At 28.4% G+C, this 23,950-nt stretch carries 16 protein-coding genes and 4 tRNA genes; 14 read left to right on the top strand and 6 right to left on the bottom strand.

Annotated features, from left to right (window positions below):
* Position 1: 1 nt before the first annotated feature.
* Genes argS through HNR35_RS01285 form a run of 3 tightly spaced genes read right to left on the bottom strand, consistent with a single transcriptional unit; the run spans position 2 to position 4,530 of the window.
* The gene (gene argS, locus HNR35_RS01295) at positions 2-1,762 is read right to left on the bottom strand and encodes an arginine--tRNA ligase (protein ID WP_183223405.1); all 1,761 of its coding nucleotides are present in this window, start codon (positions 1,760-1,762) and stop codon (positions 2-4) included.
* Positions 1,755-2,354 carry a hypothetical protein gene (locus tag HNR35_RS05775; protein WP_236845779.1) on the bottom strand — a complete coding sequence of 200 codons (600 nt, stop codon included), beginning with the start codon at positions 2,352-2,354 and terminating at the stop codon, positions 1,755-1,757. The genes argS and HNR35_RS05775 overlap by 8 nt, the downstream gene beginning before the upstream one ends.
* Positions 2,355-2,382: 28 nt before the next feature.
* Positions 2,383-4,530: a methyl-accepting chemotaxis protein gene (locus HNR35_RS01285; RefSeq protein WP_183223401.1), complete on the bottom strand. Its 2,148-nt coding sequence runs from the start codon at positions 4,528-4,530 to the stop codon at positions 2,383-2,385.
* Positions 4,531-4,796: 266 nt separating this feature from the next.
* Between HNR35_RS01285 and HNR35_RS01280 the strand changes: the two genes are divergently transcribed.
* Complete coding sequence (locus HNR35_RS01280; RefSeq protein WP_183223399.1) at positions 4,797-7,004, top strand: methyl-accepting chemotaxis protein; 2,208 nt, start codon at positions 4,797-4,799, stop codon at positions 7,002-7,004.
* On the opposite strand, the gene murB is transcribed toward HNR35_RS01280, so the two are convergent.
* Complete coding sequence (gene murB, locus HNR35_RS01275) at positions 7,001-7,921, bottom strand: UDP-N-acetylmuramate dehydrogenase (protein WP_006434000.1); 921 nt, start codon at positions 7,919-7,921, stop codon at positions 7,001-7,003. The two genes, HNR35_RS01280 and murB, sit on opposite strands and share 4 nt — an antisense overlap.
* A gap of 51 nt (positions 7,922-7,972) precedes the next feature.
* Between murB and HNR35_RS01270 the strand changes: the two genes are divergently transcribed.
* The 4 genes from HNR35_RS01270 to HNR35_RS01255 are packed head-to-tail and all read left to right on the top strand — an operon-like array spanning position 7,973 to position 13,007.
* A complete protein-coding gene (locus HNR35_RS01270) occupies positions 7,973-9,415 on the top strand; it encodes a cysteine--tRNA ligase (RefSeq protein ID WP_183223397.1) in 1,443 nt (480 codons plus the stop codon).
* A gap of 3 nt (positions 9,416-9,418) precedes the next feature.
* Positions 9,419-10,975, top strand: a complete 1,557-nt coding sequence (locus HNR35_RS01265) for an IPT/TIG domain-containing protein (protein ID WP_183223395.1) — start codon at positions 9,419-9,421, stop codon at positions 10,973-10,975.
* A complete protein-coding gene (gene glyA / locus HNR35_RS01260; protein WP_183223393.1) occupies positions 10,975-12,228 on the top strand; it encodes a serine hydroxymethyltransferase in 1,254 nt (417 codons plus the stop codon). The genes HNR35_RS01265 and glyA overlap by 1 nt, the downstream gene beginning before the upstream one ends.
* A 26-nt stretch (positions 12,229-12,254) precedes the next feature.
* A complete protein-coding gene (locus HNR35_RS01255) occupies positions 12,255-13,007 on the top strand; it encodes a J domain-containing protein (protein ID WP_183223391.1) in 753 nt (250 codons plus the stop codon).
* A 57-nt stretch (positions 13,008-13,064) separates the two neighbouring features.
* On the opposite strand, the gene HNR35_RS01250 is transcribed toward HNR35_RS01255, so the two are convergent.
* Together HNR35_RS01250 and HNR35_RS01245 are read right to left on the bottom strand one after the other, a co-directional pair.
* Positions 13,065-14,921, bottom strand: a complete 1,857-nt coding sequence (locus tag HNR35_RS01250) for an integrin-binding adhesin P66 family protein (RefSeq protein ID WP_183223389.1) — start codon at positions 14,919-14,921, stop codon at positions 13,065-13,067.
* A gap of 238 nt (positions 14,922-15,159) precedes the next feature.
* On the bottom strand, positions 15,160-16,665 hold the full coding sequence (locus tag HNR35_RS01245) for a lactate permease LctP family transporter (protein WP_183223387.1): 1,506 nt from the start codon (positions 16,663-16,665) through the stop codon (positions 15,160-15,162).
* An 81-nt stretch (positions 16,666-16,746) separates the two neighbouring features.
* Between HNR35_RS01245 and HNR35_RS01240 the strand changes: the two genes are divergently transcribed.
* The 9 genes from HNR35_RS01240 to tig all read left to right on the top strand — a co-directional run bounded on the left by HNR35_RS01240 (position 16,747) and on the right by tig (position 23,939).
* Positions 16,747-17,952, top strand: coding sequence for a D-alanyl-D-alanine carboxypeptidase family protein (locus HNR35_RS01240; RefSeq protein ID WP_183223385.1), 1,206 nt, complete (start codon positions 16,747-16,749; stop codon positions 17,950-17,952).
* 16 nt (positions 17,953-17,968) lie between these two features.
* Positions 17,969-18,460, top strand: coding sequence for a chemoreceptor glutamine deamidase CheD (cheD, locus tag HNR35_RS01235; protein ID WP_006433932.1), 492 nt, complete (start codon positions 17,969-17,971; stop codon positions 18,458-18,460).
* Positions 18,461-18,462: 2 nt separating this feature from the next.
* Entirely contained in the window at positions 18,463-20,439 is a 1,977-nt protein-coding gene (locus HNR35_RS01230; protein ID WP_214645957.1) for an ATP-dependent helicase, read from the top strand.
* A gap of 127 nt (positions 20,440-20,566) precedes the next feature.
* Positions 20,567-22,003 carry a beta-Ala-His dipeptidase gene (gene pepD / locus HNR35_RS01225; RefSeq protein ID WP_183223383.1) on the top strand — a complete coding sequence of 479 codons (1,437 nt, stop codon included), beginning with the start codon at positions 20,567-20,569 and terminating at the stop codon, positions 22,001-22,003.
* A 133-nt stretch (positions 22,004-22,136) separates the two neighbouring features.
* Positions 22,137-22,211, top strand: a tRNA-His gene (locus HNR35_RS01220).
* An 18-nt stretch (positions 22,212-22,229) separates the two neighbouring features.
* Positions 22,230-22,303 (top strand) — tRNA-Arg (locus tag HNR35_RS01215).
* A gap of 79 nt (positions 22,304-22,382) precedes the next feature.
* Positions 22,383-22,463: transfer RNA gene (locus HNR35_RS01210), tRNA-Leu, on the top strand.
* A 5-nt stretch (positions 22,464-22,468) separates the two neighbouring features.
* Positions 22,469-22,540: transfer RNA gene (locus HNR35_RS01205), tRNA-Gly, on the top strand.
* A gap of 40 nt (positions 22,541-22,580) precedes the next feature.
* Positions 22,581-23,939 (top strand): trigger factor, encoded by a 1,359-nt coding sequence (gene tig / locus HNR35_RS01200; RefSeq protein WP_183223381.1) that lies wholly within the window; start codon positions 22,581-22,583, stop codon positions 23,937-23,939.
* Positions 23,940-23,950: the final 11 nt, after the last annotated feature.

Genomic DNA, 23,950 nt, shown 5'->3' with positions numbered 1-23,950 from the left:
TCTACATTTTTAACATATAAGGAATATTGAGTAGGTACATGCAATTTTTTATTGTTTGTAATATAGCTTTTAAAAATTCGATTCTTGCGGTTGTTAAATCAATATTAAATGTGTCTATTACTCTAACTTCTTGATAGTATGCGCTAAAATGCTTTGCAAGTGAGTATGAATAGCTGGTAAGTATTGAGGGGTTTAAATCTTTTGCTGCCTTGATTATATTTTCTTCTAATTCTGATATAATTTTAACAATTTCCCATTCTTTTTCATGTTTTAAAAGTTCAAAATCAATTTTTTCCATTATAGGAATAGAAAGAGCATTATATTTTTCAAGAATACTATTAATTCTTGCTCCGACGTATTGGATATATGGTCCAGAATTTCCTGTAAAAGATAGGCTTTCTTTTTTGTTAAATATAATATCTTTATGTACAGCTGATTTTAGTAGATAATAGTGAATTGCTCCTAATGCAATATTTAAAGCATTTTTTTTAGCATTCTCTTTGTTTTCAATTTTTTGTGTAATTTCAGGCGACATTATTGATTCCATGAGGTCTGAGATTAAATTATCTCCATCAATTACATTTCCTTCTCTTGATTTCATTTTGCCATCAATAAGATTGACCATTCCGTGTGACAAATGAAAAAGTTTTTTGTTTTTAGAAATTTCTAATTTTTCTGATACAAAAAATAAGTTTTTAAAGTGCTGAATTTGTTCATTTCCAACCACATAAATCATTTCCTCAAAATTAAATTCTTTTGTTCTAACTGCTATATTTCCTAAATCCTGAGTAAGGTAGATAGATGTTCCGTTTGATCTTATGAGTACTTTTTGTTTTACTTTAGTGTCCACTTTTTCATCTGAATCTAAGGGCAAATCAATGCATATTGCGCCATCTTCTCGTTTATAACAAAATCCTTTTTCAAGCCCTTCTAGCACGACATTTTTCCCAATTTCAAAAATTTCACTTTCAAGATAAATTTTATCAAATGAGGTATTTGTAATTTTGTATGTTTCTTTTATTCCTTCAATTGCCCATTTATTTAACTTTTCCCAAAGTTCAATTGTGCTTGCATCTTTTTGTTCCCATTTTAAAAGTAGATCTTGAATTTCTTCTTCAGCATTTTTATTTTCTTGAGCGTATTTGTTGTATTGAACATAAAAATCTCCAATAAAATGGTCTCCTTTTTTAAAAGCTTTTTCAGGGGTAATTCCATTTCCAAATTTTTTGTATGCAAGCATTGATTTGCAGATATGAACCCCACGGTCATTTATTAAGTTTATTTTTGTAATTTTTGCACCCACAGCTTTTAATATTCTAGACAGGCTTTCCCCTATTGCGTCATTTCTAAGATGTCCCACATGCAGTGGTTTATTTGTATTGGGCGATGAAAATTCTAATATTATTTTTTTATTGTCTAGATATTTACTTGTTCCATAGGTGTCTTTTTGGATATTTATCATTTGTATTGTATTTTTTATATATTCTTTTCTAGGAATTTTGATGTTTAAGTAAGGCCCCATAGCTTTAATTTCATATTTAGCTTTAAGATTTTTTATTATTTCTTCAGAAATAGTTGCAATAGGAAGTTTCAAAGTTTTGCTAATTTCAAATATTAATATAGAAATATCTCCTAGATCGTTTTTGGGAGGTTTTTGAATATTTATATTAATTTTGTCTAGCTTTATATTTTTTGATAATGCCAGATTGGTAACTATAATGCTAATTTCGTCTTTAATATTTTTTTTGACACTTTTATTCATTTTTTTCCTCTTTAACGTTCGTTAGTATATTTATTAATAGTAAAATTAAAGACGCTACAATAAAAATGTTTGAGCTATGGGCTGACATTTTTGTATTTATAAGCTCTTTTATTATAGGTATCTCTTTGTTAAAAAGTTTTAAGCTTCCTGTGTTTAATATTTCTCTAATAAGTGAAATTATTGAGCTTAGGCTAATGAAAATTAAAATTGGAATTTTAGAATATTTAATTATCATCGATGGAGTTTTTAGGATTTTAAAAGGCTCATTTTTATGGAATGATATTATTATGGCTATTAAAATAGGTATTGAAAATTTAAATTCTTTGTATAAGGTTGGTGTTAAATAGAGCATGAATAAGTAAGTCAGGCTAGTAAAAATTCCTATTATTAATAGATATATTCCTAATATATGACTTTTATGTTTTTTCAATTCTATTTGATTGATTATTAAAGCAGGAAATATAATGCACAGTGAAATCCAAACAGATACGATACTACCATCTAAAAAGTTTTTTGTATAGGCAAAAATAGGAAATAACATTAAGTGGCTTTTGAGATATTTTTCGGTCTTATAAAATGTCTTTTTTTGCATATTATTTCCTTTTAATCTATTTTATATTTTATTTGGTTTTAAATTGATTTGTACTCTCACTAATTCCAGAAATATGGCTTGAGTTTGTAGTTCCTAAAACTTTAATACGCCCAATCGCTTCTATTAGTTTGTTAATTTCTTCTTTTAAGCCTTTCATAGAGTTTGAGACTGTAATATTAATTTCTCCTAACAGTTTAACAGTGTTAATGATTTCTTTGTTGCCTCTAAACATATCATTTGAGCCAATTTTGACCTCATATGTTATTTCTCTCATTGTATTTAAGGCTTTTAAAATTTCTTGGCTGCCTATTGATTGTTCTTGCATTGTATGATTTATTTCTTCTATTACTTGAACAACTAGATTAATTGAATCGAATATTTGGTTGAAAGCTTTATTTGTTAATTCAGAAGTATTTACGGTTTTGGTTATGGAGTCCATTATTTCGTTAATTGATGAAGCAACCGATTCTGATTGTGATGTTACTTGTTCTGCTAGGTCTTTTATTTCTTCTGCAACAATAGCAAATCCTTTACCAGCTTCACCAGCATGAGATGCTTCAATTGCAGCGTTCATTGAAAGCAGGTTGGTTTGACTAGCTATAGATGAAATTAAAGAGTTTGCTTCTTGTAATCTTGTTGAGTTTTTGAAAATCTCTTTAATTTGAGCAATAATCTCTTCTTGTTTTTTTCGCCCATCATCAGAGAATCTTTTTAGTTCTTCTGTGCTTTTTGCAGCTTTTTGAGTTATTTCTGTTATTGATTGTATTCCTCCTATCATTTCTTCGATAGCGGATGAGGATTGTTCAACGCTTGCAGCTTGAGTTTCAATTGAGTTGTCAAGAGACGAAATGTTTTTTGAAAGACTTTCAATTACGTTTGTTGTATTAGAGATAAATTCTACTTGTTTTTCTACTTCTTCTTGTGTTTTTTCTATGTATTGATTTGAATTTTTTATTGTATTGTGGGTTTTATTTATTTCACTAAATAAATGGTCTCCGTTTTCTTTCAATAGCTTCACTCGTTCTTGTAGTGAATTTATTACATTTTTTAGATTTTCAATAAAATGACCAAAAAGATTGATTGTTGAGCTTATTGAATCTTTACCCTTTGATTCGATTTTAAATGTCAAGTCGCCGTTTTTAACTTTTGGAATGACAACATTGAGTTTATCTATTTTTGATATTATTAAGGTTTTTATGGTTGATATCATTATTAATATGAAAATTATTACCAAAATAAATATAATGGAAAGTGAAACCAATCTCATGTTTTTAAATTCTTTTGAAAATATGTTATTATAATCTATTTTTATTCCTAAGTACCAATTAGATGTTGTGATCCTTGCTAAGGAGATTATTTCATTTGAATTGCTTGTATTGTAGTTTGCTTTTCCTTGAGATAGTGCGTTTAATATTTGAGTTAATGTTTTTGCGTTAAAGCCAAATATGTGCTTTATATTTTTCAAAACCTCATCTTTTCCCCCAAATGCATCTCCACTGTTATTTATTATGTATATATTAAAGTATTTTGATGAATTTTGGCTGCTTGCATTTTGTTCTAGTAATGAGTTTTCTAAAAGTAGCAAAAGATATTCTTTTAGTTCAGAAATTTTTTCTGAAATGTCAGCATATAAAATAATATATCCAACATTAGATTTTTTTGAATCTGTTATTTTATATGCTATTGGAATATAAAAATTGTTATTTATTTTTGCTAAACTGTTGTGAAGAATTGAAATTTGAAATGCAGTTATAGCTTTACCCAAGATCAATTCTTTTAAGCTCATATATTGTCCAGATCTTTTTTTTTCACTTGATGCGATTATGTATCCATCTTTGTTTGCATACTCTATTATTTTAATAAAGGATGGTAATGTAATTAAAATTTTGTCAGATACCAAGTGTTCTTCATTTTTGTTATTTAGAATTGCGGATTTATAATCATACCTAGCTGTTAATATATTTAAAGCTTTTATTATTTCTCTAGATTCATCAGAAAAGCTTTTAATCATTGCTTGATTGATAAATTTTGTAAAGTCTTGAAGTTCTTTTGTTATGATTTTTTTATAGCCCTGATCTAGTAATAAAAAGGTTGTTGCAATGATAATTATTGTATATGCCAGAATTATAAAATTGAATTTATAAAAAAGGCTGGAGTTAAGTTTCTTTTTTTTCACTAAGTCTCCTCAAAATTTTGATTTTTTATAAAATCTTTAAAATTTTAAATTTTTAGTATTCTATATGTTTTATTATATAATTATATATGCATGTAGCTAAATTATAAAATAATTATTTGCAAATATTTAGGGATTTAATCTTTAAGCTTTAGAAAGGAAAGTCCGATTTGCTAATTGTTATTAGTAATTGTTTATATGTGGTTTGTGAAGGTAAAAGTTTTGTTTTAAAGCTTTAGTAATGTTAATGTTATGTTTGGAGAGCTTTTATGACTGATGAGAATGTAATCGATGTTAATTTGAAAAATACTAAACGAGTTCTTTATCTAGTTTTATTTGGATTTCTTTTTTTTAATATTTTATTTATAGGCTATTCTTATATGAATCATAAAAATGAATATTTGGATCGCTTTAAATTTGATTCTAAGTTGTTTTTAAACAGTGTGGCTGCTGTTATTAAGGCTAAATATTTAGAATCTTCTAGGGTTCTTGAGGAGCTTATAAAAGATAGCTATAGGTTTGGGATATTGGTGAATTCTTCAAAGAGCTTTCTTTTGTCTTCAAGTTTAAAATTGGGTGATAGTTTAAATGAAAATAGTGATTTGTTTTTAAAGTCAAGGGAATTTAGCTCTATAGATAAAATTTTTAAAACTATTCCTGTAGCAGAAAATTCACTAGAAGGTATATTTTATATTCCTATAGGAAAGAATGTTTTAATATCAAATTCAAATTTTTCACCTTTAGGTTTAAAAGATATTAGATTAGATCCAATTTATTCTGTTCCTATAGAAAAAAATTCTAAATATTATTCAAGGTATATGATAATAGATGGCAAAATTTATTCTGTAGTAAGTTTTCCTGTTAGGGATTCTGTTGCAATATTGGGCGTGATAGGGATTTTAATATGCTTTGATGAGTCGTTTGATATTATTGAAAATCAACTTTATTCTTCTCTTAAATTTGGCAGTAAGAATTATAATTTTTTTATGCTTGACAGAAATTATGTACCCATTTTTTTAAACTTTAATAATCTTAAATCCAAATCTTTTTCTACGGTTTATAGTGAGAATGTTTTAAGTAAGGTTATATCTTATACTAAGAAAGATTTTTCTCTTTCTCAGCAAACTTTTAATTATGGAGGCGATTTTTATTTTTTAAACTTTGCAAAAATCGATGATTTTTTGATTCAAGGATTGATTTTAAATGTCAATTCCATTCCTATTATGTTTAAGTCAAATTGGATTGTATTTTTTATATTTTTATTATCATCTTTTGCTATTATATTTTATTTATGTAATACTTTTATTTTTTCATTAATTAATGATTTTAATAGAATTGTTGATTATCAAAAATCAAAAAGCGATCCTTTTAGTCTTGATCCCCCTTTAGAGGTTAAGTATTCTTCGGCTATTGTTTCTTATATTGGTTCAAAGCTAGACAATCTGTCGTCTAAGAGTAACGAATCTTTTGAGAAGATAAAATTTTATTCTGAAGATTTAAATGGTTATTTAGAGCAAATAGAAACTGCAATATTAAATACTCAGAGCATAGATTCTAGCATTTTAGCTTACGAACAACTAAGAGATACTTTTTCCAGATTTGAAAAATCAATCGTTGATATTTTAAAGGGATTTGAATCTGTTACTGATCCGATTAATGATCACAATAAGTATATGTCAGAAATTTCCTCGAATTTTGAAGAGAATGTTAGTTTTTTTTATAGTATAGATAAAAATTTAGAAATTTTTAATAAAGTTGCTACTACAAATTCTACTGATATTGAAAGTATTAAAAGTAAAGTTTTTGATTTAAATGTTGTTTTTGAAAATGTTAATAAAAATTTTGCAGATCTTTTGTCTCAAACGAACAGCTTGCAAAGTGTAAATAAGCTTTTAGTTTCAATTTCAGCTCAGACTAATATGCTTGCTATGAATGCAGCAATTGAAGCAGCAAAAGCAGGCGATGCAGGTAAAAGTTTTGCGGTTGTTGCTGAGGAGATTAGAAAGCTTGCTATTAATTCTGGAAAATATTCTAAAACTATTAAAGATGAGCTTAAAACCGTTGATAGCATTATTGCAGTAATTAATTCAGAGATTGATACAATTTATAAAAATTTCATAGATATTCAAGATAATGTGGACAGCAATTTTTCAAGGCATGAGAAAGTAGATCTTACTCTTGCTAAGCATTTTAAAGAAATTGGTGAGTTTAAAGAAAGATATTTGTCTCATGACACTAAGATCAGAGATGCTAAGAATATGTATAAGGAAATATTTAATAATCATTTTTTTATTAGCGGCAAGTTTAATAACTTTAGTCAGGATTTAAAAGAGCTTAAAGCTTCTAAGATGAATTTAGATGTAGTAACCTCTCTTCAAGAATATTCATCTTTGATGAAATCTTGTAAGGATAAGATATTAAAGACAAGGGAATTGATTCAAAAAATTAATAATGAGATTAAGGATGTTCTTTTTTAGCGTTTTTGATTTTTAAATCCTATGTAAAGAACTTCTTCTTCGAGTAAAAGTCTAGTTTTCAAGTAGACTTCGGTTTTTACTTTTTCAATTAAGCTTTTTACTTCATTGGAAGTGGCATTGTCGATGTTGATAATAAAGTTTCCATGATACTTAGATACTGAGGCTCCCCCGATTCTTAGTCCTTTAAGTTTGCACTCTTCAATTATTTGTCCACTAGGTTTAAGAAATGCTTTATTATTTTTAAAGGTGCTCCCACTACTTGGGAATAAATAGTGCCCTTTGTTTATTCTTGTTTGTTTATTTCTATTCATTTCTTCTTCAATAATTTTTTTATTTCCCTTTTTTAAATTCAATTCAACTTTTAATATGAGAGAGTTTTTATTTTGAAAGGGTGATACTTTATACTTAAAGTCTTCTTTTTTAAATTCTTTGCAAATAGTTTCCCCTTTATCGTTTATAAATGTAATTTTTTTTAGTATTTCAGAGATTTCATTTCCAAAGCATCTGGCATTCATCCACACAGCGCCCCCTAGTGTTCCAGGTAATCCATAGATAAATTCTAGGCCACTTAAACTATTATCAAGCGCAATTTTACATAAATTTTCGAAATTTGCGCCACATTCGGCGATAATTTTATTGTCATGAATTTCTATTTTGTTTAGATGTCCAGTGTATATTATTGGAAAATCAAGTTCTTCTTCGTCATTGACTAAAATATTAGATCCTCCCCCAAGAATAAATAGTTCAATTTTTTCTTCTATTGCGGCTTTAAAAATACTTTCGGCTTCTTGAATATTTTCAGGAATAAAAAATAATTTCGAAATGTTTCCAATTTTATATGTTGTATAGTCAATCAAATTTTTTGTTTGAGGCTTTATATTGATTTTTTTAAAAAAATTATTTAGGCTTTTAAGCATACTTACTTAATAATAGATTAGACTTTTTATTTTTTCAATTTTGAGAAATGTATGATTTTAAAATTATATAATACTAGAACAAAGAATTTTTCAGAGTTAACAAATTTTAATAATGTTAAAGTGTATGCTTGCGGGCCTACTGTTTATGATTATGCCCATATTGGGAATTTTAGAACTTATATTTTTGGGGATTTATTAATTAAAGCTTTAAGGTTTTTAGGATATAAAGTTGACTATGCGATGAATATCACAGATATTGGGCATTTAACAGGTGATCTTGATGATGGAGAGGATAAAGTTGCTAAGACTGCAAGAGAGAAAGGGCTTACAGTCCATGAGATTAGTGAATTTTTTACAGAAGCCTTTTTTAAGGATTGTAGAAAATTAAATATTGTATATCCTAATAAAGTTCTTGTTGCAAGTAAACATATTCCCATCATGATAGAGGTTATTAAAATTCTTGAAGAAAAAAAAATTACTTATTTTTCTAATGGTAATGTGTATTTTGATACTTCTTGTTTTAAAAGCTATGGTGAGATGGCTGGTATTGATTTGATTAATAAAGACATGACTTTTTCTAGGGTTGATATTGATAAATTTAAAAGGAATAAAACCGATTTTGTTTTATGGTTTACTAATTCTAAATTTAAAGATCAGGAAATGAAGTGGGATTCTCCTTGGGGATTTGGTTATCCAAGTTGGCATTTAGAGTGCGCTGCTATGAATTTGGAGTATTTCAAAGATACGCTTGATATTCATTTAGGAGGAGTTGATCATATTGGAGTCCATCACATAAATGAAATAGCAATAGTAGAGTGTTTTTTGAATAAAAAATGGTGTGATATTTTTGTTCATGGAGAATTTTTGATCATGGATTATAATAAAATGTCAAAGTCACGCGGGAATTTCATTACAGTTGAAGACCTAGAAGAGCAAAATTTTTCTCCTCTTGATTTTAGATATTTATGTTTGACATCACACTACAGAAGTCAATTAAAATTTTCATTAAATAATCTTCAAGCAAGCAGGATTGCTAGGGAAAATATGATAAACAGGCTAAGTTATTTTTATGCATCTTTAGATCCAGTTGATTTAAGTATGCTTAATAAGGATTTAAAAAATTTTGCTTTTAGCGATGAAAAAGAATATTATGATTCTTTTATAGAAAGAGTTTCTTTTGATTTGAATATTTCTCAAGGATTGGCCTTGCTTTGGGAGATAATTAAATCTGAAAATCTAGGTCTTGTTTCAAAGCTCAGATTGGCTTTTATTTTTGATGAGGTTATTTCGCTTAATTTGAGAGAGGAAATTTTAAAAAATTTAGAAAATCATGATGTAGTTGTTGATGAGAGTATGAAAATTTTAATTGAGGAAAGAAGAATAGCTAAATGTGAAAAAAATTTTAAGCGTGCCGATGAGATTAGAGACTTTTTTGCTAAAAAAGGTTTTGTTCTGGTTGACACTAAGGAAGGAACCAAGGTTAAAAGAGGCTAGTATTTGGCTATTTTTTTAAAAAACAAATATTTTTATTTAAGCTTAATTTTTATTATTTTTTTATTTTTATTTGTTTTTTCTGGATTCTTATTTTATTCAAAGCCAATTATTTATGACATATCTCCAATTCCTACCTCACACAAGGATATTATTGTTATTAAAGGGAACAATTTAGGGTATAGTAAAGGTGATATTAATATTAACAATAATTATTTGGTTAAAAGTAGTATCATTAGCTGGAATAACACTGAAATAGTTTTTAAAATTACAGACGAAGTAAATTCCGGACTTATTTTTGTAAAAAGTGAAAGTGGGACTAGTAACGAACTTTTTCTTGTTATTAGTAGACAAGTTCCTATTAAGCTTAACAGAGAAAATATGCCTTATATTTTTTCAGGGGATAAAATAATTTTAAATGCAAATTCTTCAACTTTATTGCAGGGTATGAATTTATTTTCACATTCTAGTGCTATTAAAATTTTTCTTGAAACCAAGGACAAACTTTATACAATTTTACCCCAAAATATTTTAGATATTTCTGAAAATAGGGTAGAATTTATTTCTCCTAAAACTTTAAATTCTGGGGGTAAGCTTTATGTTTTATTAGACAAGCTTCAAAGCAATAAGGTTCCGTTCTCTTTTAAAGATGATTTTTTTAAGTGGACTTTAAGTGATTCAAAAGAGTTTACAATAGTTGAGGAAATTTATTTTGATCAAGATGTTAGTAATAATTTCGATTCAATCCCCGAAGATATTAATTTTAATATCTTTTATTTAAAACCAATTGAGAATGAGCGTCAAAAAATTGCAAAATGTAGTAATGAGGATCTTGATTTTAATATTAGTAATCTATTTTTTGAAAATCTGAAAACAAATAAATTTATTTTTAAAACTAAGGTAAAGACTTATAAACTTAATTTGAAATTTTTGGATACTAAATATTTAGAAAGCATTGAGGTTAATAAAGATATGAATAATCAAGAATACAAAACTTATGTTCAAAGCAAAAAAAAGGATTATGTATCTTACAGCTTTGTTGATTTAGTATCGTTAGATTCTCTAATCTTATCAATGACTGCTGGGAGTAATTCAGTTTATAGGTTGGCTAAAGCGATTATTGATGTTTTGACTTCAAATTTTAAAATTGTTGAGAATAATTTAAGTTTAAAGGATTCTATCAAAGAAAGAAAAATTTCATCTAGCAATTTAATAATTCTTACGAATTTATTATTTTTAAAGTATGAGATTCCACTGAGAAATATAGTTGGTCTTTACTACGATTCTAATTCTCTTAAATTGAATGAGCATTTTTGGTTTGAATTTTTTTTAGCTGGGGTTGGTTTTGTGTATTTTGATATAATAAATGCAGTATTATTTAAGGATATCCCTAAGTATTTTTTAAATATGTCTGAGAACTATATTCAATATGGGTGCAAAGAGGACTATGATAAAAATGAATTTTTTGATGGGTATTTAGATTCTAGGTTTTTAAAGTATAAAAGCTTGACAAACAGATCGTATTCTTTGATGCATAGGTTTGTTTTGGAGGATAATTTTTAATGAGAGATGATCAAATATTTAATTTAATTGAGAAAGAGAAATTAAGAGAGAAAGAGCATATTGAGCTTATTGCGTCTGAAAATTTTACATCTTTAGAGATAAGGCAGGCTGTTGGGAGTGTTTTAACTAATAAGTATGCTGAAGGATACCCTTTGAATCGATATTACGGAGGTTGTTCTTTTGTCGATGAGATTGAAACTTTAGCAATTTCAAGAGCAAAAGAGCTTTTTGGTGCAAAGTATGTCAATGTTCAACCCCATAGCGGATCTCAGGCTAATATGGCTGCTATAATGGCTCTTATTAAGCCAGGCGACAGGATTCTTGGTATGCAATTATCTCATGGGGGGCATTTAACTCACGGCAGTAGGGTGAATTTTTCTGGCATATTTTTTAACACTTATTTTTATGGTGTTTCTAGAGATTCTGAGGTGATTGATTATGATGAGGTTCTTAAAATAGCTAGAGATTGTAGACCAAATTTAATAATAGCTGGAGCTTCTTCTTATTCAAGAGAAATTGATTTTAAAAAATTTAGAGAAATAGCAGACGACGTTTCCGCTTATCTTTTGTGTGATATTGCGCATATTGCAGGTCTTATTGCCGCAGGTTTTCATAATTCTTCGATTGATGTGGCTCATCTTACTACAAGTACTACACATAAGACTTTAAGAGGGCCAAGAGGTGGAATAATATTTTCTGGAAAAGATTTTGACAGATTGGTAAACTTTAATGGAAAAGAGAAAGCTTTGTTTAATGCTGTGAATTCTGCAGTTTTTCCTGGAACCCAAGGGGGTCCTTTAGTTCATGTTATTGCAGGAAAGGCTATTGCATTCAAAGAGGCTCTTCAAGAAAATTTTAAAGAATACATTTCTAATGTAATAAAAAATACTAAAGTTATGGCCGAATATTTCAAGTCGGAAGGATTTCGGATTGTCAGTGGAGGCACAGATAATCATTTATTTTTGGTTGATCTTAGTAGTTTGGATATTACAGGTGCTGATGCTGAGAAATTGCTTGAGGGTGTAAATATTACTTTGAATAAAAATGCTATTCCTTTTGATAAAAAAAGTCCTTCCTTGGCTTCTGGTATTAGAATTGGGGGTGCTGCTATTACTTCTAGGGGCCTGAATGAAAGTGATTCTTTAAATGTTGCTAAATTTATTGTTAGAGCTTTAAAGACAAGGTCTGATATTGAATTAAAACAAATAAAAAAGGAAGTTGTAAGATTTATTAGAGATTTTGACATGCCTTAATTATGTTTGGAGGTTATGATTAATAAATGCCAAGCTTAATTAGAATATTTTTTTTAGTGTTGTTTCTTATTTTTGTTTTTAATCCCGTTTTAATAGGGATGCTTTTTATATTATTTCCTTTTTTTTTGATATTATTTAGTTTTTTAGGTGTTTTTAGAATCTATTTCACAAGAGATTACTCATATTCTAGATCTAGAGAGTTTGAATTTTATAAACTTTCTTTTTTATTAATGGCCAAGTTACTATCTATTTTGGGAACTGTAACTGGAGAACAGCTAAGTTATGTCAATTTTATTATCAATTCTTTAAATTTGTCTGAACGTGGTAAGTCAGAATTGTATACTATTTTTCATTCTGCTATTACTAAGAATAATAATGCAGATAAGATTTTATATACTCTTAAGCTTGGCTATTTTCAACATAAAGATCTTTTTGTATGGCTTTTTTCTGCGCTTAAAGAAATTAATAGGCTTTCTAGGTATAAAAACTTAGAAGCTGAGAAATTTATTTCTTATGTTGGTGTTTTTCTTGAACTTGAATTTAATGGTTATGAAGCTTATAAAGATATTAATATTAAAATTGTAAATCCTTATAGTGTTTTGGGGTTAGCTTATAGTGCTAGTGATGATGAGATTAAAAAGGCTTATAAAAGCCTTGTTATAAAGTATCATCCTGATAGGTTTGCAAATGATCCTGTAAGGCAAAAAGATGCAAATGATAAATTTATTAAAATTCAAAATGCTTATGAAAAAATTTGCAAAGAAAGAAATATTAAGTAATTAATTGATTTGTTTTTAAAGATAAAAAAGAAGGGCCTAAGGCCCTTCTTTACTACTTTAGCTTCCGCTGTAGGCTATTTTGAATTGTAAGAAAGCACTACCAATAGCGGCATTATTTGCGTTTTTATTGGCAAGTTCTATAATGTTATTTGAATCCCATCCAAGAGAAATTGTTGTAAATCTTATTAGTTTTTCAAGGCTAAGTCCTGTTTTTAAATAAATTTTTGTAGCATCGCTTGATATTTTATTAGAAGGCCCCAAAAGGTATGCTCCAATATATGGCACTACATATGCTTCTGTTGAAATAGATTCTATTGGAATTGCATAATCAAGATATAAAGCTATGCCGAGTTTCATTGCGTCTTCAAATGTCAGATTTGGTATAGCTTGTGTGCTTGTTGAGCTTTGTCCATTTTGATTGTTTGTATTAGCACTTGGGGTTGATGTAGGGTAGCTTTCTACAGATTTTTGTCTTAAAATATCATAAAGACCAATAGATGTTATCCATCCTAGTCCGTTCATAATCCCCTTTTTGTTGTCTTCATAGCTTGAGATTTCAACATTTAAGCTTTGAAATGCATTTTCGGATATGGTTTTTAATCTTTTTTCAGTATCCTTAGATCTGTAGAGATTTTGTCCATAGCTTATTCCTAATGCAACTCCAGATTTTTTGTCTTGCTCTCCAAATAGTCTTTTGCTGTAGGAATCAGCTCCCTTAACCTTCCAAGATTCTTTTTTCCCGGTGTCTTTATTCCAAGCAAGTCCTATGCTTGCCCCTGTTGAAAATGCAATGCCCAGTTCTGTATCTTTATTGAAGTTAAGAGCATTTCCATTTGGATCAAATATATTTTCGGACTTTTTAGTAGGATCTGAGGATATTTCTTGTTTAAAATTTGCTGCTTTTGAAATGTGTCCAAATACAGAAAAATCGCTTGCAAAAGGATCTATTCCAAAATCAGTGCCCATTTGTAAAACAAGATAGGTATTTTTATTGTTAATTTTTGTTAATCCAAGTTTATATTGAGCCCCAAGAGATGCTAAAATTGCAGAATTTGATAAAGTTGGACTCAATAAATCGTTGCCAACTACAGATTTATCTTTTAAAGAGTATGTTATTGATGAATTATTGAATGTTTCATTTCCATAAGCTCCTGATAAGCCAAAGTTTAATTCAAAAGGCGTTTCTGCGACTACAGATTCAGTATCTTCGTTTTGATCAAGCATATTTTTTATTGGCTTCCATGTTCCTTGAATTCCATAAAGGATTCCTTGATAGGTTTTATTATATGGAGTGTTTTTGTCATTCTCTTGATTTCTATTGCCTGTGCCTGTTCCTCCTATTGCAAATGTAAGGTCGAGTTGTGGGAGCTTGTATCCCAGTTGAATTGTTCCTATATTTTTAGAAGTGCCTCTTGCAAGAATTGTCCCTCTTACTGCTCTATCATTACTTGGGAATCCATAGTAAGTGCTTTTAAATCCAGTCATAGGTGCAAAACTAAATAAAGATTCTTTATTAAAGTCAAAATCTGTCATAGTACTTATTTTAATAAAAAAATCGTATATATTAATTTGGGCTGTTATGCTTCCTACATCAATTTTGAATTGAGCATCTTTTATGCCTTCTGCTTTTAATGCAAGATCTTCTACCTTAATGTAAGCCGAAAATGGATCGTCTTTACCTAATTCTGGATTAGCTTCAAATGGTTTAAGTTTAATAGTAATTTTGCTTTTGTTTTCAAATCCAGGGACAAGCTCGTCCATATCGAATCTGAACTCACTTGTATTTTCAAATCCAAATGTAGGTATCCACGGATTTATTTTAAATATATCTTTTTCCTTTAATGCATCTGCTGCAAATATTGCTACAGATGTAGTTAAAAATATAATTAGTTTATATAAAATATGATTTTTCATAATTATACCTTCCTGTTGTAACTACAAACTTTTTATTAGTTCTAGTTATTTATTAAACGTCTTAATAATATGTATTATATACATATTACTTATTCTACATAATAGCATGTATATAATATTAAAACTATTGGATAAAAATTCAAGACCATGTTGTTATTTTGTGCTTTTTATGTTCTTCAAATTTATAAATAAGATTAATTTTATTGTCAATTAATCTTATTTATTTTAAATGATTAATTTATACTAAATAAACTAGCAATCCTGTTGCTAAAATGTAGCATAAAGCGTAAGTTATTGTTTTTGATAAAAGCTTGCCTTCTTGTCCAATTAATCCAGCTGTTGTTGTTGCTATTGTGATGTTTTGGGGAGAAATCATCTTTCCTCCAGTTGCTCCTGTTGTATTTGCTGCTGCAAGCCAGTAAGGATTTGTTCCAATATTTTCTGCCATTTGTGTTTGCAAAGGTCCAAAAAGAACATTTGAAACTGTGTCACTTCCTGTTAAAAATGTTCCAATAGCCCCAATTAGTGGACTAAATAATGGACCAAATTGACCTGTTATTATTGAGATTCCATTGGCAAGATCTCTTATCATTCCACTGTGTGTCATTAATCTTGATATTGCAACAATACATATGATTATAAATGAAGATAATGCCATTTTTTTAAGGGTTAGTATAAATATTTTTAGTTGTTTAAATATTGGAACTCCTCGTATTGAGTAGGATATTATTGTTGCAAGTATAATCAAGAAGCCCGGAGAGGTAATCCATTTAAAGTGTAGGGGATTTGCTTCTGGATAAATGCTAATAGTGCTTTGGAAAGTTTTTAGGTATTCGTGAATTTTGTTAAAAAGAGGAGATACAAGTACTATAAACGTTACTATTAAAATGTAGGGTGAGCAGGCAATAATTCCTTTTGATAAAGGTATTGTGCTTTTGTTTTTGTGTTCGACATGCATTTCTTTATTTACAAAAAACTTTGCATAAACTATTGTTATTGTCATAGAAAGGATGCTCCCAAGGATTGCAGGAAGCTCTGGGCCTAAAGTTTTTGATATAAATATTTGAGATATTGCCATCGACATTCCTGAGAGTAGAGTAAGAAGAAACACCCCTTTTAATCCCTTGATGCCTCCTCCTGTAAGAATTACTAATACAAAAGGTATTGTTAAGGTTGGAAGTATTAGTTGTAATGCAATCTTAGCTGAAAGATTGTTAACATCTAAGTTGGTTGCTTGAGCTAAAGATATTATAGGAATTCCCACAGATCCATAAGCGGTTGAAGAGGTATTCATTATTAAACAGATTAAGCAAGCAAAAAATGGTTCAAATCCCATTGCTATTAATATTGACACGGGGATTGCAACGGCAGTTCCATATCCAGCAACTCCTTCTAAGAAATTTCCAAATCCCCACGCCACTAGCAAGACCATAATTCTTTTATCAGAAGATACGTTTGATAAAAGAATTTTAATAGTTTCTATATCTTTTTGATCTTCTGACATTTTGTATGTAAATATGGCAGCAATAATTACGGTTGCTATTGGCCATATTCCTATTAAGGCGCCTTCAAGTATTGCAAGACTTGTGTTTGCTATTCCTAAGTTTTTATAAAGCATAACTAGAGCAATAGTGATTATTAATGATATAGGTATTACATAGTAAGCAGGCTTTTTTATTATGCCAAGTCCAATAATTATTAGAATTATTGGTGCCAAAGCTGCTATAAAATCATAAGAATTCATAAAAAAATGACTCCTTTTAATTGTATTGTGATTAAAAATCAATAAATATTATATAATAATACATAATTTTAATATTATTATATGAATAGTATCTGTATTATTGAAAAATTATTATTAACTTTATTTTTATTTTTTTTATTACTTTGTGGTGATCTTTTTTCGGTTAATTTAGCTGAGATTAATAAATTATCTTTGCATGCAAAGTCAATAGTTTTAATGGATTTTGATACTAAGCGGGTACTTTATTCTAAAAAGCCCAATTTGGTTTTTCCTCCGGCATCACTTACAAAGATTGTTACAATTTATACAGCTTTAATTGAGGCTGGAAAGCGAAATATAAAATTAAAAAGCATAGTTCCTATTAGTGATTCTGCTTCATATTATAATGCGCCCTTGAATTCTTCTTTAATGTTTTTAGAAAAAGGTCAAATTGTTAATTTTGAAGAAATTTTAAAAGGGCTTTCCGTTTCTTCAGGTAATGATGCTTCTATTGCAATTGCTGAGTTTGTAGTAGGCGATTTAAATAGTTTTGTTAATTTGATGAATATTAATGTCATGAATTTAGGGCTTTTTAATATGCATTTTGTTGAACCTTCTGGATACAGTAATGAGAATAAAATTACAGCGCTGGATATGGCTTTTTTTGTAAAATCTTATATAGAAAAGTTTAAATTTATGCTTAATATCCATTCCTTAAAGTATTTTGTTTATCCAAAGAGTAAAAATTTAGGAACTACTTTAACATCAAAATTTTTAAACTTAAAACAAAGAAATGCTAATTTATTAATAGATGATTATCCTTATTCAGATGGTCTTAAAACGGGCTATATTAAGGAATCAGGCTTAAATCTTGTTGCAACTGCTCAAAAGGGCGATCGAAGATTAATAGCGGTTGTATTGGGAGTTGAAAAAGGAATTAACAGGTCTGGAGAGAGGATGAGGGCTTTGATTGCAAAAAATTTATTTGAATATGGATTTAATGAATATTCCAAATTTCCTTTAATAGTAAAATTAAAAGAAAAAGTCTATAATGGTATAGTAGATACAGTAGCTCTTTTTTCTAAAGAGCCTTTTTATTATGTTTTTACTAAAGATGAATTTAATAAACTTAATATAAGTTATACTGTTGATAAGTTAGTTGCTCCACTTACTGGGGATATGCCTGTTGGGAGGGCTGTGATTTTTTTAGAAAATGAAAAGGTAGGGGATATTGCTTTGTTTAGTAGTAAGGTAAATAAATTAGGGTTTTGGCAAGGCCTTTATAAGAGTTTTATAAATTTTTTTTAAGAGAGTATTAAATTTTATGTTAAATCATTTTAATTTTAAATTAAAACGAGATGTTACAATAATAGTTCCAGGCGAAGCTTTTGTTTCAAATAAAAGAGTTATTTCTACAATCCTCGGTTCTTGTATTGCTGTTGTGCTTTGGGACGAATCAAGCAATTTAATTGGAATGAATCATTATGTTCTAGTCAAGTCAGATCTTGATATATCTCCTGATCAAAGGGGAAGGTATGGAATTTATGCTATTCCCATGTTAATAAATGCAATGTTAGAAAATGGAGCTAATAAAGGTAATCTTAAAGCCAAGCTTTTTGGGGGAACTAATTTTATGGCAAAAGGATCGGTTAAGGTGGGACTTGAAAATTCAGAGTTTGCTGTTAATACATTAAATAAGTATCGTATTCCAATCTTAGCTAAAGATTTTGATCAATCTAAGTCAAGAAAGATTTTTGCTTTTCCTGAAAACTTTAAAGTTATTGTGGAATATCCAGATGGAACAAAGGTTTTTTAATCTTGCTTGATGATTTTTTTAAAAATTCTCTCAACCAATTTCAATATGAAGCAGTTACTACTATTGAAGGTGCCCTTTTAATTATTGCTGGTGCTGGTAGTGGAAAAACAAGGGTTGTTACTCATAGAATAGCTTATTTGCTTTTAAAAGGTATTGCTCAGAAGGAAATTTTAGCCTTAACTTTTACCAACAAGGCGGCTAATGAAATGAAAGATAGAATTAAAAAAATTTTAAAAAGTCCTCTTAGTAATCTTATGGTCTCAACTTTTCATGCTTTTGGACTTTTCTTTTTAAAAGAAAATTATAAATTGTTAGGATATAGAAAAAACTTCAGCATTTATGATGATAATGATAGAATTTCTCTTCTTAAAGAGATTTTACTTGATGAAGGTCTTTTAAATAAAAAAGTTTCTTTAAATTCACTCAGCAATGTTATTTCACTCTTAAAAAATGGGATTCTTACTCTTAATGATTTAAAGGAAGAAGATATAAATATTTTTAGACTTTATGAAGAGCGATTAAGGCTTTATAATTCTTTTGATTTTGATGATTTGATTTTAAAACCAAAAGAATTATTGAGTAATAATTCTGATATTAGAAATAAATATTCTAAAAGATATAAGTACGTTTTAATTGACGAGTTTCAAGATACTTCTTTGATTCAATATAATTTTATTCGCCTTTTGATAAATCATAGTAATTTATGTTGTGTTGGGGATGATGACCAATCGATATATTCTTGGCGTGGAGCTAGTTATAATAATATGTTGCAATTTGAAAAAGATTACAATGCTAAAGAAATAAAGCTTGAACAAAATTATCGCTCTGCAAAAAATATTTTAGATGTTGCCAATTCTGTGATTTTAAATAACAAAAATAGAAAAGAAAAGACTTTATGGTCTTCAAAGATGTGCAGCAAAGTTATAGATTTTTTTATATTTGAGGATGAAATTCAAGAATCTGAGTTTATTGCAAGTCAAATCATAGAACTTTCAAAACTAGAAGATTTTCAATCTAAAAAGATAGGAGTTCTTATGAGAACCAACGCTCTTTTTAAAAATGTTGAGATGATTTTTAGAAGACAAGGCATAAAATATAAAGTTTCGGGGGGAACATCTTTTTTTCAGAGAAAAGAAATAAGAGATATTATTTCTTATTTAAATGTAATAATAAATCCTAAAAGCGATTATGATCTACTTAGAATTATTAATGTTCCAAGAAGGGGGATTGGTAAGGAATATTTAAAAAAAATTAGAGATATAGCAGACAAGAAAGGTTGCTGTATTTATAATGCTCTTTGTGATATTGCTTTTTCTTTTGCAAGTATTTCTAGTTACGATAAAGTTTTAAATAAGCAGGTTATTGAAAGTATAGAAGATTTTGTGTCTTTTATTGAGGAGTATCAATATAAATTTAGCATAAAAAAAAATACCTATTCTAATATAATCAAAGAAATGATAGAAAGTATTGAATATTGGGGATTTTTAGTCAGTGAAAATCCTAATTCAATTAAAGTAGCTGAATATAAATATCAAAATATAGAAGGGTTTTTAAGTATTATTAAAAATTGGGAATCCAAACAATTTGGTGAATTGAGAGATTTAAGTAGTTTTTTAAACTATATAGTTCTTCAGTCTAACGAAATGAATGAGGAATCTGAAAATGTCAATATTAATTTAATGACAGTGCATTCCGCTAAAGGCTTGGAATTTGATTATGTATTTTTTATTGCTGTTGAAGACAATATTATTCCACACCATAGAATCATTGAAGAGAGTGAAGTTGGTTTAGAAGAAGAGAGGAGAGTTTTTTATGTTGCATTAACGCGTGCAAAAGATTCTCTTATTATTACTATGGCTAATAAGCGAAAAAAAGATAGGCAAATTTTTGAGCAATTGCCTTCAAGATTTATTTCAGAAATTCCTAAAGAATTTTTAAATTTTATTTATCATGCAAATTTTGCTGAAAATAAAGCTTAATGAACATTATTAAAGTTATTGAATGAATTTTAAGATTAATTTAGTATATTACTATGATTGATTATACTTAAATATAAGTAAGTAATAAGTATAATTATAAGTTTAATATAATCAAAGGGGAGTTATTATGAGTATCGTAATTGATTCTTTTAAAGAAATATCAAAAATTCCAAGATGTTCAAAAAATGTTAAAGGAATTATTAATTTTATTAAAGAGAAATCCAAAAAATTTGGTTATTCTTTTAAAGAAGATAGTGTTGGTAATATTGTAGTTCAGATAAAATCTAATAATAACATTGATATGTCCCCTATTATTTTACAATCTCATGTTGATATGGTTTGTGAAAAAAATGAATCAAGTTTGCATAATTTTAAAACAGATCCAATTAAAATTGTTGAAGAGAATGGGTATCTAAAAGGAGTAGGGACTACCCTTGGAGCTGATAATGGAGTTGGAGTAGCTATGATGCTAAGCATTATGAGTGAGGCCAATAGTTTTCCACATCCCGATTTAGAACTTCTTTTTACCGTTGATGAAGAAATAGGTTTAATAGGTGCTCTTGGTCTTGATTCTAAGTTATGTAGTGGTAAAAGCCTTATTAATCTTGATGGAGAGGAAGAGGGATATTTTTTAGTTGGCTGTGCGGGATCAAGACTTGTTGAGATTGTTTTTTCTCCCCAATATAGTCTTGCAATAAAAAAAACAAAAGTAGAGATTTTATTTAAAGGACTTAAAGGTGGTCATTCTGGGGCAGATATTCATTTAGATTTGGCAAATTCTTTAAAATTAATGTTTTTTGCTCTTTTTGAAATTAAAGCAAATATTGATTTTGAGATTGAAAGTATTTTTGGTGGAGAGAGCAGTAATGCGATACCAAATGAAGCTAAGGCTTTAATCTTCATCAATGATAGTGATTATGATTTGTTAAATAAAGAGCTTAAACTTTTTGTATTTAAAGTTAAAAGTATATATTCTCTTGAAAATGAATTTGACATTATTGTTAATAAAAAAGAATTTTCATCGGTTAAAGTTCTTGATGAAAGTAGCAAAAGTAAGCTTTTAAATATGGGAATGGGATTTTTACATGGAGTTCAAAAAGTAGAAAATTATGAAAATAAGCTTATCAAAACCTCTTTAAATTTTTCAAGTCTTTTTAAAATGAAAGACGACTATATTTTTACTTTTTTAATAAGATCTTTATTTGATTCAGATAAAGAGTATGTATTTAATCATTTGCAAGCAATAAGTGATTTATCAGGAGTGGCTAGCTTGCGTATAATTTATGACTATCCTTCTTGGAAATCTGATGAGAATAGCAGTCTTTTAAAACATCTTAAAGATGTATATAAAGAGATGTATCTTAAAGATGCTAATGTTTCTTTAATACATGCGGGGCTTGAAACAGGTATAATATCTTCTAGGTTGGGGGGGGGTATAGAGTCTGTTACTCTTGGACCTTGGATTGAATTCCCTCATACTACTAGAGAAAGAGTAAATATTTCTTCAGTTATTAGAGTTTATGATTTTTTGAAAAAAAGTTTAGAAAAATTTCGAAAATTTTAGTTTTAAAAATTTAATGTTTTAATACTTACTTATTTTATAATAAAAGTTGTGTGGTTTTTATTGTTTTTGCCTTTTATTGACTTAAAAATTAAATATTTATAAAATATTATAGTAAACATAGTTAGTCGTTATTGGTGGTTGTAGCTCAGTTGGTAGAGCGTCGGGTTGTGGTTCCGAATGTCGCGGGTTCAAGCCCCGTCAATCACCTTTTAGTAATTTTTTAACTGCATTCATAGCTCAATTGGATAGAGCAGTGGACTTCGAATCCGAAGGTTGCAGGTTCGAGTCCTGCTGAATGCGAAAATATTATTTATTTGATGGATTAGGCATACTTGCAAAAGCTTTTAAGTTTTTGTATACTAGTTTGAGTATGAAGTATGCAGGAGTGGTGGAATTGGCAGACACGCTAGACTTAGGATCTAGTGCCTTTGGCGTGTGGGTTCGACTCCCACCTTCTGTAAAAGTGCGAAAGTAACTCAGGGGTAGAGTGTCACCTTGCCAAGGTGGAAGTCGCGGGTTCAAATCCCGTCTTTCGCTTTTAAATAATTATCAATAAAGTTTAATTGAGGCATTAACAGTGATTTTGAGTAAAGATATTAAACTTCTTCCAGGTTCAAAAGTTGAGGTTGTCATTAGAGTTTCAAAAAATATTATTCAGGAAAAATATAACTTATTATTGCAAGATTATTCTTCTCGGCTTAAGATTCAGGGGTTTAGAATTGGAAAAGTTCCTATTAATATTATTGAGAAGAAATATTCTGAGGGTTTAAGAGCTACTGTTTTAGAAGAAGTGGTTAATAATTCTCTTAAAGAATTTTTTAAAGAAGAACCTAAAAGGCCTTTAAGTTATGCTTCTCCTACTATAAAGGAAGAAAATTTAAGATTAGATCTTGATAAAGATTTTGAGTTTACTTTTGTATATGAAACTTATCCTGAATTTAAAGTTCCAAATATTGATGGCATTGATGTTGAAGTGGAGGTTCCCGAAGTTTTTATTGATGATTCTGATATTGATGATGAAATTAGGCATCTTCAAATAGAAAATTCAATTATTATTGAAGATGAGGAAGGAGTTGTTAAGAAAGATAGTATTGTTAAAGTGAATTTTGTTGAACTTGACGATCTTTTAAATGAAATAGTATCAACAAAAAGACAAGATTTTGTTTTTACGGTTGGAAAATCTGAGACCTATTATGATTTTGATAGAGATGTAATTGGTATGAGAATAAATGAGGAGAGAGTTATAGAAAAATCTTATAATACGGATTACAAATTCGAAGAACTTGCGGGTTCTTTAAGAAAATTAAAGATTAAGATTAAGAGTATTAAAAAAAGAGATCTCCCCTTAATAGATGATGAGTTTGCAAAAGATATTAGCGGCAGATATGATACACTAGATGATCTTAAAAATTTTATAAGATCTAAGATTTTAAGTCTTATTGAAGAAAAAAAAGAAGCTTTAAAGCTAAATAAATTTTTTTCTAATATTTCTGAAAAATTAGAAATAGATATTCCTCATTCAATGATTGAAGCTGAAATTGAAATTGCCTTTAAGGATGCTAAAAGGCAAAATAAAATGGGCCTCGAAGAGTTTAAAAGTATGTTTTATTCTTCAGAATATGTTGGTAGCAATAATTTAAAAGATGAAATTCTTAATAATTTGAAATCTAAATTGATAATTCAGAAAATGGTAGATTTAGATCCAATTAAAGTTACTGAGAGTGATCTTAAGGATGAGATGGTTAGACAGTCTAAGAATTCAGGTTTGAGTTATGAGGAAATTAAAAAATTTTATGAAGATCAAAATTTGATTTCTTATTTAAAGGATGATATCAAAAGGAAAAGAGTTGAGAAAAAAATTTTGGCAAATATTAAAGAAGTAAAAGGCAAACAAGTTTCTTTTAAAGATTTTGTTAATTATAAAATTTGTGAGTAAGAAAAATGGAG

The sequence above is a fragment of the Borreliella spielmanii genome (assembly GCF_014201705.1).
In the GTDB taxonomy this organism is placed as follows: Bacteria; Spirochaetota; Spirochaetia; order Borreliales; family Borreliaceae; genus Borreliella; species Borreliella spielmanii.
The sequence above is the reverse complement of the archived record's forward strand: the minus strand, read 5'-3'. Positions and strand labels throughout refer to the sequence as shown.

Excerpts from the sequence above, each read along its gene's own strand:
- argS (WP_183223405.1), bottom strand. The coding sequence starts at position 1,762 with ATGAATAAAAGTGTCAAAAAAAATATTAAAGACGAAATTAGCATTATA.
- HNR35_RS05775 (WP_236845779.1), bottom strand. The coding sequence starts at position 2,354 with ATGCAAAAAAAGACATTTTATAAGACCGAAAAATATCTCAAAAGCCAC.
- HNR35_RS01280 (WP_183223399.1), top strand. The coding sequence starts at position 4,797 with ATGACTGATGAGAATGTAATCGATGTTAATTTGAAAAATACTAAACGA.
- murB (WP_006434000.1), bottom strand. The coding sequence starts at position 7,921 with ATGCTTAAAAGCCTAAATAATTTTTTTAAAAAAATCAATATAAAGCCT.
- HNR35_RS01270 (WP_183223397.1), top strand. The coding sequence starts at position 7,973 with ATGATTTTAAAATTATATAATACTAGAACAAAGAATTTTTCAGAGTTA.
- glyA (WP_183223393.1), top strand. The coding sequence starts at position 10,975 with ATGAGAGATGATCAAATATTTAATTTAATTGAGAAAGAGAAATTAAGA.
- HNR35_RS01255 (WP_183223391.1), top strand. The coding sequence starts at position 12,255 with ATGCCAAGCTTAATTAGAATATTTTTTTTAGTGTTGTTTCTTATTTTT.
- HNR35_RS01250 (WP_183223389.1), bottom strand. The coding sequence starts at position 14,921 with ATGAAAAATCATATTTTATATAAACTAATTATATTTTTAACTACATCT.
- HNR35_RS01245 (WP_183223387.1), bottom strand. The coding sequence starts at position 16,665 with ATGAATTCTTATGATTTTATAGCAGCTTTGGCACCAATAATTCTAATA.
- HNR35_RS01240 (WP_183223385.1), top strand. The coding sequence starts at position 16,747 with ATGAATAGTATCTGTATTATTGAAAAATTATTATTAACTTTATTTTTA.
- cheD (WP_006433932.1), top strand. The coding sequence starts at position 17,969 with ATGTTAAATCATTTTAATTTTAAATTAAAACGAGATGTTACAATAATA.
- pepD (WP_183223383.1), top strand. The coding sequence starts at position 20,567 with ATGAGTATCGTAATTGATTCTTTTAAAGAAATATCAAAAATTCCAAGA.